This is a genomic window from Shewanella sp. SP2S2-4 (assembly GCF_031932025.1).
GTDB classification, from domain to species: domain Bacteria; phylum Pseudomonadota; class Gammaproteobacteria; order Enterobacterales; family Shewanellaceae; genus Shewanella; species Shewanella baltica.
The window spans coordinates 35,142-47,668 of the sequence record NZ_JAUOER010000008.1 but is presented as its reverse complement, the minus strand read 5'-3'; the positions used below and the strand labels follow the sequence as shown (position 1 = coordinate 47,668).

The following is a 12,527-nucleotide window of genomic DNA, read 5'->3' as shown; positions in this document are numbered from 1 at the left end:
TTATAGTCATTTATTATACAGGCATAGATTTTGCTCATCTTGAGCATCCCTTATGAAAGGAGGCGTACTATGCCATTATCCTCAATAACTACGCAGCAGCCTGAAATCTTATCTGTGTTGGTAGTGGAAGATACTGAGAGCGAGCGATTATTTATTTGTAACTTACTGAGACAATTTGGTTGGCTGGTCGAGAGCTGTAACAGCGCATACGCAGCACTAGCATATTTAAAGCATAGTTCTGTTCATGTAGTGATTAGCGATTGGCGTATGCCAGGTATGACAGGGATAGAACTGTGTCAAATATTGAAGAATGTAAACCTCCCACCTTTTGTCATTTTGCTAACCGCTAATAATCAAACAGCAGATATCGTACTAGGAATTGAAGCTGGTGCAGATGACTTTATTTGTAAACCATTCAATCCCGCATTGCTAAAAGTAAGAATGCTAGCTGCTATGCGGATCATGCAGTTACAACAAAACTTAGCAAAAAAAAATCAACTGTTACATCAAGGGCTTGAAAAAGAAACCGCGTTACTGAACACAATACAAAAAGATTTAATATCCGCAGCAAAGGTTCAACGCGAGCTATTACCCCGAGTGCAAGAGCTCCCAAATAATTGGCAGTTACATCATCGATTTCAACCTGCTAATTACCTTGCTGGGGATACTTTTCAATGTTTTGACTTAGGTGAAAATCAACTAGGTTTTTATCTCATCGATGCAGCCGGACACGGTATTACAGCTGCACTGCAAAGCGTGAGTTTAGCGCAGCGTTTATCGATGGAAAGAACAAATTGGCACCAACAATCCCCAAATGAAATCGTAAATGCATTGAACCAAGAACTAAGCGATCCAGATAATACTGGGCGATTTGTCACTTTGCTTCTAGGCAAGATTAATACTTCAAACGGCGAAGTGCAGATTTGTAGTGCCGGACATCCTTCGCCTCTCCTGTTAACTAACTCCGATTGTGAATCTCTCGTTCTCGAAACTGAGTTGCCCATAGGAATACACAGTGCAATACAGTATAAAAATCAAAATTTTAAGATGAAACCAGGTACACGATTAATACTATTTTCCGATGGCGCCTACGAATGCAAACATGACAAATTTGGCATATTTGGTCTAGACCGTTTACAACAATTATGTGAAAAAGCAAAAAATCTGAGCAGTGAGCAATTACTACACCATCTAAGTCATGTATTAAAACTGTGGCAATGCAACAACATACAAGACGATATATCAATGATGTTAATTACTTATCCATCACAACTTATGCCAAGACTACACTGGAGGTATTATGAATAGTTTACAGCTCAAACTTACCCAAGAACAATGGCGTATTCAGCAGTTTTGCCCTGAGTTAGAACAGTTTATGCTTTTGCAGAATGTACATGAACGCCAAAGATTTAAAGTAATTATTTGTGTACTTGAGGCTATTAATAACATACTCGACCATACTGAAGCGGGCTTAGAGCAAATAGTGCTAATTATGCATTGCAATGATGATCGCATTATTGTTGACCTGCTTGACCACTCGACCGTTTTGCCTAAGATTGAGCCTCATCATTGCCCAGAACAAATGAATGAACATGGCCGTGGTCTATGGATTATGTATAACTGGATGGATGAAGTTCGATTTCAGCCCACTGTGCTTGGTACTCATTTAAGGTTAATTTTACTCCGCCGACATTAGTTTTGTGGCGAAACTATTCAAAAAATCCTATTCACACTTACTACAGTGATGTGATGACCATTATTTAACAGGTTAATCAAACAAGAATAATCATAGTAGAATTGAGTACTACTTTTATATGGTTAGCAATTTGCAATGCAAATTGCTAACCGACCATAAACAGAGTTGATAATTTAGAAAATCAATTAAAAATCAATTAAAAATCAATTAAAAATCAATAGTTAAAGTATTGGCCCAATAAATGCTTTCCCAATATGCATACTAAATTGTTAACAGCCTTAAAGAGGAAAGCATCATGAAATTCTCCCCGATAGAAAAACAGAATGCGAGCATAGTGACATTCCCAACTGAAATGATAATGGCCAATACTCCAACTCATAGAGCAGCTTTGTTGCGGCATATGGAAAATGGTACCAATCGGCTAATTATTAATCTTGAAGAGGTGAAGTATATTGATTCAAGTGGATTATCAGTGCTTATCTCAGCCCTTAAATATGCACAGTTACACGATGGTGAGATTTTACTCTTATCCCCATCTGATAATGTTAGATCATTAATTGAGCTCACTCGACTACATCAAATCTTCACTATTTATGAATGCCAAGATGCTGCTATCGCACATCTAAGCCATAGTTCGATGCAAGTTAATTAAGCATCAATATCAAGGGGAAGCTCATGAATAACCGTCAAGGTAACCAATCATTAGTACTGAACTGCAGCTCCGCACTGCTTTGCTTAGCCTTAAGTGCCTGCACCACCCCTATGCACTCACAACAAGATAAGCTGTGCCAGCAGCAATCAGATCAATATTGTCATTACTTCGGTACACAAGTTCCTTATCAACGACAGGCAAATCTCGCACTACTCAATAGTCAAACAGAGGGCGTGGTACTTAATTCTGATGAAAATCAGGTGATTAGTGCGGACTTTTATCAAGAAACCGTCCTTAACTTACAGCTTTCTGTGGGGGATAAGCTACATATTAGTATTTTTAATGGGGATGATTTCAATGCCGACGTTGAGATTGATGCAAACGGACAAATTTACTTACCTTATTTACCGCCGATTTTAGCTAAAGGCAGTAATATTAATACGCTTAAAACAAAGATCGCTCAAACCTTGGTAAACGAGCAACTAATGCACCCTAATAAAATTAGGATCAGCATCAGTCCAATCGCTTGGGCTCCTATAGAGGTCACTGTACTTGGTGCCGTGTTTGAACCTGGCCAACATTTGATAAATAAAAAATCCGATACCGAAATCAAAGACGACGATAAAATTCATAGCGGAGATCAAGCACTAGACAGAACTATTAGTGCCGCACTGCGTTCATCTGGTGGTGTGCGCCCAGATGCAAAAATAAATCAAGTCTGGGTTATCCGAGGAGATAAACAGTATTCTTTTGACTTAACGGGCGTAATGAACGGTGAACCAGTTCCCGATTTTTTATTAAGTGCGGGAGATCAAATCCTCGTTCCCAGTTCCCACAATTTTCAAGACAAACTAGTACGGCCTTCACAAATTACTATACCAGGTATAAGAGTTTTTATTTCAAATTTAACACAGCCAGCCAGTAGCAATTCTCAATCTGGGCTCGACACTGAAGCAACGCGTTTCCCCTATGGCACACGCTTACTCACAGGAGCGATAGCGGCAAATTGTATAGGTGGAGCTCAAAGTACTAATGCTAGCCGTCATGTACTTTTAGTAACCCGAAATCCCTTATCCGATGAAACCGATATTGTTGAGCGATCAATGGATAGCTTGATCCGTCAGTCTTGGCAACCCCAAATGAATCCAGTGCTGCTGCCTGGTGACGGCATAGCCTGTTATGACTCAGGTATAACCAATATTCGAGAGATAGCTCGCAGCCTGACCGATGTGCTGATTCCCACCAGTATTTTGGGTTTACTCTAATACTGAGGACATTATGATGAAAGCACGTCATGAGACACATCAACTGTTGTGGATAAAACGCGCTCTCGTCAATGGCAGCAATTTATCTCCAATAGCGCGCCGTAAGTTATACATAAAAACCGTACTATTAACTTTAGCTTTGATCTGGCTACTTGTACTCGTGATACTGTTCATTACTCCAACGCGCTACACCAGTAAATGGGTATTAATTTTACCCGGCGCAGGTGCTGGCGCCATGGTAAGTTTAGATAGTATTGGTCAAGCAAGCAGTTCAAGCAGTTCACCTTATTTAAGTTCGGCAATTGATCCTCGCGAAAACTATAAGGCTATTGCTTTGAGCCATATTTTACTCAGTACAACGGCTAAAGAACTAAATATCACGGCTTCGGCATTAGGTATGCCTAAACTGAAGTTACCCAGTCAAACCGGCTTAATGGAATTCACTATAAATGCCGCGACTCCAGAGCTAGCCGAGAAAAAAGCATGGGCACTATATCAACATTTACAAATAATGTTGTCACAGCTCAGAACAGATGAAATCCTTATCCGGGAAAATGGGGTCAGAATTGGACTCGAAGGATTCGCCAGTAAAGTAAAACAGAGTCAGTCAAATATTTTAGCATTCCAATCAAAAACAGGGCTGGTTTCTCTCGATCAATTTAAAGAAGTGGCACTCACAATAGAGCGCCTTCGTCAAAGCCAAGTCAATCTCAGAGCCAAACTTGAAGGCGGGCTAGCCAGTCAACACCTATTGGAGTCTAGCCTGTCGCTTACTGCCAGCCAATCTGCGGATCTACTCAAACTTAAGAATGATCAATTATTCCAGCAGTTATTGCTCAAATATACTGAGTCCAGCTCACTCTTAGTCAGTTTAAGCGGTAATTTTGCTCAACAACATCCCCAAGTTTTAACTGCAAAAACTGAACAAAAAGTCATGCTAAATGCACTTAATAGTCGTTGCCAGAAACTCCTTTTACGTTGCGATCCACAATTAATGGTGATCCTATCTGTGGATGATATTGATGGCCGAGCCGAATTGATGCAAAAACTAATTAATTTCGCCACTGAAAATGCAGGGTTTAGCGATGAACTAGCATCATTAACTGAACAAATTGACCTATGGGAAACTCGCTTAAAACACAGTAACGATGATGCCGCTAAATTAGAAGATTTACATCGAGATCATCAACTGGCGACGGCAGTATTTACCTCTGCAATTGCTAAAATAGATGTAGGTAAAGCTGATATTTTCTCTGCATATCCTTTATTACAACTATTTTCACCGCCCAGCCGTCCAGAAAAAGCCGATAAGCTAGGGTTTATTTTGACTCTCATTGGTGGCATTGCCGCCTCTATCATGGTAATTGCAGGATTGAGTATATTATGGATACGCAAACCCTTACTCCAGAGAATCCTGACGAACGAGTAGTTTGGCTAGCAATTACTGGGACCTACATCTTTTGGATCCTTGGCGCTATGTATTTAATAGCACCAGTAATTGGTTGGATTTTAGTTCTTAAGATCATTGGACGAGTACTCTTCCATGCCGAAGGTATACGTATTTCTTTTCCCGTAATAAGTTGGATTGGCGCGATGCTACTCATGTTATTTGCCCTAGTCATTGGGCATTTAATAGAAGGGTTGGGTCTTGCTCAGCTGATAAAATCCTCTATCGGCTGGGCAAAGGGCTGGGCATTATTGGCTATTTTCCCACTCATAGGCGGAATGCAAATAAGACCAGAATTAATTTATCGGGCTAGCTGTGTGGTCGGTAAACATACATTAATACTATTTCCATTATTCATTTTAGCTTGGAGAGTAGGTTTACCAAGTACGCTCTATGTCTCACCGTTAAGTATTATTGGTGGTCCTGGTCCTGAGTTTTTCAGCGTAAGCTTATATGAAATCGACCCTGGTAGCGGAATTCCACGCTGGCGCCTATTTACTCCATGGGCTCCTGCTCTTGGGATGGTGGGTAATCTGTATTTTTTATTTGCTCTTCAGGAAACGGATAAACGCTATCGTTTGTACGGGATCATTGGGAGCATAATCATGGTACTCATTTCCCAGTCAAGACTTGCGATACTTTGCTGTTTTGCACTAATCGTTTATTTCAATTTTATTCGTTATGCTAAATATCCTTGGCTTTATCTGCTATTGAGCCCAGTCTTTTTATTGGCCGGGGTGCTCGGAGAGACTGTGCTATCCACGATAGAATCAAGCATTCATAGCGTCAAAGCTGCCAGAGCAGATTCAACTCGTGTGCGCGAAGCTCTTGGGAATATTGCCGTCGAACGCTGGGCAAATGAGGCCGTAATATGGGGTCATGGCATAGTTGAACGTGGTCCCCATATGGTTGAATACATGCCAATAGGCTCACATCACACTTGGTATGGGTTATTATTCGTAAAAGGTATTGTCGGTGCTATAGCGCTTGCATTACCACTGATAGTAAGCGTTTGCTGCCTACTATCCTCTGTTATGCAATCACGGCTTTCTGCCGTTGGTATGGCAATTATACTCATACTACTGTTATATACTTTTGGAGAAAATCTCGAGATCCTTGCTTACCTTTTCTGGCCTGGATTAGTTATTCTCGGCGCCGCTCATACTCAAACTAAATACCCCACCAATTAAGCCTTATTTTACGATACCGGCCTCTTACGTGTTATTTGCATCTTGATTTGCATTTTGCAACCAACAAATGTTTATAACAAAAGCATCGACTATACTCATTATCACAAGCAAGCCTAAGATATTGTTATTTAATAAAATAAATAAAATTTTGAATTATGGCACAGAAACTGTATTACCTCATCAGGACAAACTCAGTTGAATAGGTTGTTTGATGAAAACGTTAGCGCAGATAGGTGCCATATGGCACATACAAGGCACTAAACGCCTTGCAACTAATATGCTTTGGCTTGGTTCAGCACAGGTATTAGGGCGTGTCGTTCGTTTAGGCAGCAGTATTATTCTTGCGCGTTTACTCACGCCAGATATCTTTGGCCAAGTGGCAATTATTCTAACTTCGTTTGAAATTATAAGTATTTTTATTCGCAGAATAACCTCTGCACCATTAATAAAAATGCAAGACTCTGATTTCATATCCCATTTAGCCAGTGCCAACGGACTTAACTGGTTTGTGTGTTTATCGTCTTTTGTTGCCTTGAGCTTACTCAGTGGCCCCATCGCTATTTACTATCAAGATATGTCGATAGTTAAGCCTATGATACTCATGGCAACAAGCTTCTTATTACTCCCCTTTGGTATGATCTATGCCACAGCAAACTTAAGAAACAATAGAATGCGCGTTGTTGGTAGAGCAAGTCTTTGGCAAACCATTGCTGATAGTGTTCTTACTGCAATATTGGTACTTTGTGGTTTTGGAATATGGGGAATAGTTATTCCCAAAGTGTTGGTAGTATTAATTTGGATAGGGATCCATCGTTATCACAATCATCTCACCATCAGTTCGACATCAATTTTTGATAGACAAGGGAAATATTTTATTAAACATTCCTGTGCACAAAAATGCCGGAATTTATTGCACTTCGGACTTATGGTAGGTATTGGGGATTTTAGTTTAGCATTAAGACAGAATATCGATTATTTATTAGTAGGTTATTTTTTAGGCGTAGAAGCACTTGGTGTATATTTTTTTGCAGTAAATGCCAGTTTAGGTGTAAGCCTTGGCCTAGTACAAAGTTTTGGTACCGCGTTTTACTCCCACCTCTGTCATCCCGATAGTGAAAACGCATTACAGAAATACCGTCACGCCCTGCTCAGTATCATGTTAGTTACACTTCCCATTATTAGCTTGCAAAGCATACTCGCACCTTGGTATTTACCGATTGTTTATGGCGAACATTGGCTTGATGCTGGCGCTTTGCCTATATTTATTTTGCTGTGCTTAAGTGGTTTAACGCGCCCATTAGGTGAAGCTGCAAGCCAACTGCTCATCTCAAGCGGCCTAAATCAATTAAATCTCTTGTGCAATTTTGGATTTGTTGCGCTTCTCACTCTTGCTATAAGCCTAGGATCACTGTGGGGACTTACAACTGTCGCCATGAATATCTTCGTTTGCTACCTGATTTACATGCCACTATTTGCTTATTTTGTTATGAAACCCACGGCCAAAAAACTTGGCTTAATCACTCTATCTCCCTCATTAGGAGGTTCATTATGATCCCTTCAGTTTCAGTCATTATGCCTGTTTACAATGTTGAAGCCTTTGTGTCTAAGGCGATTCAGTCCGTGTTAGCTCAAAGTTATACTGATTTTGAACTCATCATAGTGAATGATTGCGCAACCGATAACAGTTTAGCTAAATGCCAGAACTTCTCCGATAGTCGCATAAGAATAGTGACCCATACTGCTAACAAAGGGCTGGCCGCGGCGCGTAATACTGGAATACGCCACGCAATTGGTCGCTATGTGGCTTTTATCGACTCGGATGACCTTTGGCATCCTGATAAATTAATGCTCCATGTTGAGCACCTGAAAAACTCTCCAAAGGTAGGGATCAGCTTTTCACGGTCTAGTTTTATTGATTACCATGGAAATCCTATTAACTTTTTCCAAATGCCACAATTAACCAACATAAATCCTGGTCATCTACTGTGCAGAAACCCAGTTGGTAATGGTTCCGCCCCTGTGATCCGCCGCGAAACATTGAATGAAATCCGTTTTCAAGCATTGAATCATACCGAAAGCTACAGTTGTTATTTTGATGAAAATTTTCGCCAGTCAGAGGATATTGAATGCTGGTTTCGTATTTTGGCCACCACACAGTGGAAAATGGAAGGTATTCCCGAACCCTTAACTTATTACCGATTAAATCATGGTGGTTTATCGTCAAACTTAACTAAGCAGCTCGCGTCTTGGGAGCAAATGATAACTAAAGCACGCCGTTTCGCGCCTAAAATCTTAAAGATTCACGAAAATGCAGCTAGAGCCTATCAACTTCGCTATTTAGCACGGCAAGCTATTCGCCTTGGGGATGGGAAAATGGCAAAAAATCTAGTTAATCAAGCTTTAATTACCTCGCCGACAATATTGATCACAGAGACGAGTCGCACACTAACAACGCTATTTGCAGCTTATTTGCAGTGGTTACTACCCAGCAGTATCTACAAAATCTGTGAAACTGCGGGGCAGTATTATATAGGATACCGCCAAAAAATGCGGATTAAACGTGATGGTGTAAAGCCTTCAGTATTGTCATCAAATCTTAAGTAATCTTTATCGACCTTATCCCGCATATGCACATGCGGGTTAATAACCCTAACGTTAAACTTTATCACTGTAGTTCGTTTGATTTATTCCGACTTTTATTTGCAGCTTGCATTGCAAACTGCAAATAAGAAATTTTCTTTGTTAAAAAATAAGTTAAATTAATGATTTTCAATGAGTTTAAAGTATGGCCTACATTGTGCATTGTTAGGTAAAGGCTCTGAGTTAAATAATAAGTAGCAGTAACTCTTGAGCAACCAATAAAGTCAGTTAGGAGTTAATGATGAACACATTGAACCTGAGTAAAACATGTATACCAACTCTTTGGTCAATACAATTCGCAGATCGCATTATCGCACTAGCTGCATTGCTGCTTTTCTTCCCTCTAATCTCATGTATTTATCTTTATCTCAAAGTCATGAATAAAACTAAGCTAGAGCGCGTTTATATTCATGGAACCGATAATCTGGTCGGTTTATATCAATTCCCCTATCAAGGGTGGACTCATCAACTACCTGTTATTATTAATATTATAAAAGGTGATATAGGTCTACTGGGTGATGAAGTTCATTTTTCGTTTGAACCAAAACCAGTGCTTTTTTGCCGTCCAGGCTTAGTGTCAATTTCATCGATGCAACGCAGGATAGGCATCGACTTTGAAGACAGTTTACCCTCTTTACGGAAAGCATATTCAAGTCTGTGGAATTACCTTTTAGCTTTAGTCAGAGTCACAATTAATAGTGCATTAACTTCTAACAAGACATCACAAGCAGAGCGAATTTCACTATTTGGGTTGTCACTACACAATGCAACGATGAATGGCATGCTAAATCTTATTGTGTCGAAAGCAAAAACACCGGCGAAAAGCCTAACTCAATTTGCTTTTGTTAATGCTGACTGCCTCAATAAAGCTTACACAGACAGTCAGTACCATCGTGAGTTAAATAACTGTGAAGCGATTTTTGCCGACGGAATCGGCGCTAGAATAGCTTGCCGTTGGCTAGGTGTTGGATTAAAAGCTAATCTCAATGGCACCGATATGCTCCCACTACTTTGTGAGCAATTGATAAAAGAAGAACTGTCCCTGTTTTTATTAGGCGGCGCACCAGAAGTGGCACATCAAGCTGCGCAACAATTACAACTTTCACATCCTATGCTTAAGATTGCGGGAACTCATCATGGTTTTTTCCATGAAGCCGACACGAAATCGGTTCTTAAAATCATTAACTCATCAGGTGCAGCAGTTTTACTTGTTGCAATGGGTGCACCTAAACAAGAACTGTGGCTTGCAAAATATCATTCTAAGTTAAGCCCCGCCGTTGGTATTGGTGTAGGTGGTCTATTCGACTTTTATTCTAATCGCATCAACAGAGCACCACTCTGGTTAAGACAAATGGGTATGGAATGGATTTGGCGCCTAATACAAGAGCCTAGGCGCATGTGGCGTCGCTACATATTTGGTAATCCTTTGTTTTTATTAAGAGTAAGAAAAGAAGTACGCCAACTTAATAATAAGAAACCACATCAATCTGAAACAAAAACCAACGTAATCAACTATCCAAATTTGAGTAAATCCAGCACACAGCAACGCTGCGGCCGTATTCAACTGCGCTTATTACTTAATCGTATTGCCAAACGCAGTTTGGATGTGAGTGTTGCAGCATTTGCATTGGTGTTACTGGCGCCCTTACTTCTGCTTGTGGCGTTATTCATTCGCCTCGAATCACCAGGAGCGGTCCTTTTTAGCCAACAAAGGGTTGGGAAGTTCAATCACACTTTTACTATGTGGAAATTCCGATCTATGTATCAGGATGCAGAGGCTCGCTTAGCAAGCCTACAAAAGGCTAACGAAATGCAAGGTGGGGTTATTTTTAAAATGAAATGTGACCCCAGAATCACTCGCATCGGTAAATTTATTCGAAAAACCTCTATCGATGAGTTACCTCAACTTTGGAATGTCATACTCGGCGATATGTCCCTTGTTGGACCGCGCCCAGCATTACCTAGAGAAGTCGCTCAATATAGCCCCAGTGACCGCCGTAGATTACAAGTAAAGCCTGGAATTACTTGTATATGGCAAGTATCTGGACGCTCAAATATTCCTTTTGACAGGCAAGTCGAGCTGGATGTTGATTACATCTATCAACAGTCTCTAACTGAGGATATCTATTTGTTAATTAAAACAATCCCTGCAGTTATCTTCAGTCGCGGTGCCTATTAAGGAGAATGCTATGCAAGCCATTATTTTCGCGAATCGTCATGGAAATGAGTTATCGCCATTGGATGAGCAATATTGCCCTGCGCTACTACCAGTGGGAAATCGAGCCTTAATTGAGTATACGCTCGAAGATGTTGCAGATGCAGGAATCACTCAAGTTAAGCTGGTTATTTCAAGCCATGCTGAAAAGATAGAAGCTTATTTAGGTGATGGTAGCCGCTGGGGTGTAAAGATTGAATATTTCCTGACTAAAGTACAGGAATCGGTTACTCAAGTTATGTCACGAATGAAACTGGATTTAAATGAGGAAACCTTAGTTGCTCGAGGCGATATATTGCGCTCTCCTTGTATAAATTGCTTCGTTAATTATAGCAAAAACATAAAATTACGCTTAGTACGCCCGAAGCTAGCTGATTTAAATCCAGGATTATTAATGCTGCCAGCGGCCCAAAATCACTTACATTTACTCGATTGGCCATTAGACAACACCACATTATGTGCGGAAGCTATAACTGAAATTTTACATGGTCAATGCGCCATGCTCGATAGCTTTGAATCCTATCTTTACGCCAACTTGACAATCGCAGATGCAAGCTTTTACGGGCTGACAGCCTCGGGACGTCCGAGTGCCAGTATCAAACCGACTAAATATTTTTACTTAGGAGCCAAAACAAGAACAGGGTTACTTTCGCGACTACATGCTTGGGGAGCCATAGGTGAACAAACATGGATTGCACCTAACGTAAACATGCAAAATAAAATTGTTATTGGCAATAAGTGTCTGATTGAAAAAGATTGTAATTTAAATGATTGCTTAATTTTAGATAATAGCTTTGTTGGCGAAGGTCTCAATATTGATAACTGCATTATTAGTCAGAATGTACTTATTAATGTAGGGCTAAAATCCGCGATAAAAATCAATGATCCTAGATTAATTTCCACAAGTCATAAACAGATACCCCATACTGAGTCTTTTTTAATTCGGCTAATTTCCCTATTATTATTATGTTTAAGCCTGCCACTCTGGCCCATACTGTTTACTTGGGGAGTCATACATTCATGGCATGGCTTTATCAAAATGCAATTAATAAGTAATCAAAATAAATTGCTTAACAGTTGGCGCTTTAATATACCATATCAAGGTCTTGCATTATTACCTCAGCTTTACCATGTGTGCCTCGGAAAATTGCATCTAATGGGATTGAGTGCAAAAACAGAGCAATCACCATATACAGCACAAGAACCAAGTAAGCATGGCGTTTATGGCCCAGTTCAATTACTCGCACCATATGCTATACCAGAAGAAGAAAAAATCATTATAGAGCAAGACTTCAAGACAAAGAATAAACGTGATCAAGTTCGTCAACTATTAAAACAAAATTCTAGGGCTGTACATTCAGCCTTGGGTACACAATCAATACAAGCCCATATTGACTCTCACTCAAGCAAGAGGAATTAATC

10 protein-coding genes are annotated in these 12,527 nt (G+C 40.1%); all 10 read left to right on the top strand.

Going from position 1 to position 12,527, the window contains the following annotated elements; translation table 11 throughout:
- Positions 1–69: 69 nt before the first annotated feature.
- The 10 genes from Q4Q54_RS08400 (at position 70) to Q4Q54_RS08355 (ending at position 12,525) form a co-directional block, all read left to right on the top strand.
- Positions 70–1,308: a SpoIIE family protein phosphatase gene (locus Q4Q54_RS08400; RefSeq protein ID WP_311988198.1), complete on the top strand. Its 1,239-nt coding sequence runs from the start codon at positions 70–72 to the stop codon at positions 1,306–1,308.
- Positions 1,301–1,696 carry an ATP-binding protein gene (locus tag Q4Q54_RS08395; RefSeq protein WP_006083684.1) on the top strand — a complete coding sequence of 132 codons (396 nt, stop codon included), beginning with the start codon at positions 1,301–1,303 and terminating at the stop codon, positions 1,694–1,696. Before Q4Q54_RS08400 ends, Q4Q54_RS08395 begins: the two co-directional genes overlap by 8 nt.
- Positions 1,697–1,991: 295 nt before the next feature.
- Positions 1,992–2,348 (top strand): STAS domain-containing protein, encoded by a 357-nt coding sequence (locus Q4Q54_RS08390; RefSeq protein WP_006083683.1) that lies wholly within the window; start codon positions 1,992–1,994, stop codon positions 2,346–2,348.
- A 23-nt stretch (positions 2,349–2,371) separates the two neighbouring features.
- On the top strand, positions 2,372–3,613 hold the full coding sequence (locus tag Q4Q54_RS08385; RefSeq protein ID WP_006083682.1) for a polysaccharide biosynthesis/export family protein: 1,242 nt from the start codon (positions 2,372–2,374) through the stop codon (positions 3,611–3,613).
- Between the two features lie 13 nt (positions 3,614–3,626).
- The gene (locus Q4Q54_RS08380; RefSeq protein ID WP_311988197.1) at positions 3,627–5,042 is read left to right on the top strand and encodes an exopolysaccharide biosynthesis protein; all 1,416 of its coding nucleotides are present in this window, start codon (positions 3,627–3,629) and stop codon (positions 5,040–5,042) included.
- Positions 4,997–6,250: an O-antigen ligase family protein gene (locus Q4Q54_RS08375; protein WP_006083680.1), complete on the top strand. Its 1,254-nt coding sequence runs from the start codon at positions 4,997–4,999 to the stop codon at positions 6,248–6,250. Before Q4Q54_RS08380 ends, Q4Q54_RS08375 begins: the two co-directional genes overlap by 46 nt.
- Positions 6,251–6,461: 211 nt before the next feature.
- On the top strand, positions 6,462–7,802 hold the full coding sequence (locus tag Q4Q54_RS08370; RefSeq protein WP_063883078.1) for an oligosaccharide flippase family protein: 1,341 nt from the start codon (positions 6,462–6,464) through the stop codon (positions 7,800–7,802).
- Entirely contained in the window at positions 7,799–8,854 is a 1,056-nt protein-coding gene (locus Q4Q54_RS08365) for a glycosyltransferase family 2 protein (RefSeq protein WP_063883077.1), read from the top strand. Before Q4Q54_RS08370 ends, Q4Q54_RS08365 begins: the two co-directional genes overlap by 4 nt.
- A 274-nt stretch (positions 8,855–9,128) precedes the next feature.
- Positions 9,129–11,069 (top strand): WecB/TagA/CpsF family glycosyltransferase, encoded by a 1,941-nt coding sequence (locus Q4Q54_RS08360; RefSeq protein WP_311988196.1) that lies wholly within the window; start codon positions 9,129–9,131, stop codon positions 11,067–11,069.
- 10 nt (positions 11,070–11,079) lie between these two features.
- Entirely contained in the window at positions 11,080–12,525 is a 1,446-nt protein-coding gene (locus tag Q4Q54_RS08355; RefSeq protein WP_006083677.1) for a sugar phosphate nucleotidyltransferase, read from the top strand.
- Positions 12,526–12,527: the final 2 nt, after the last annotated feature.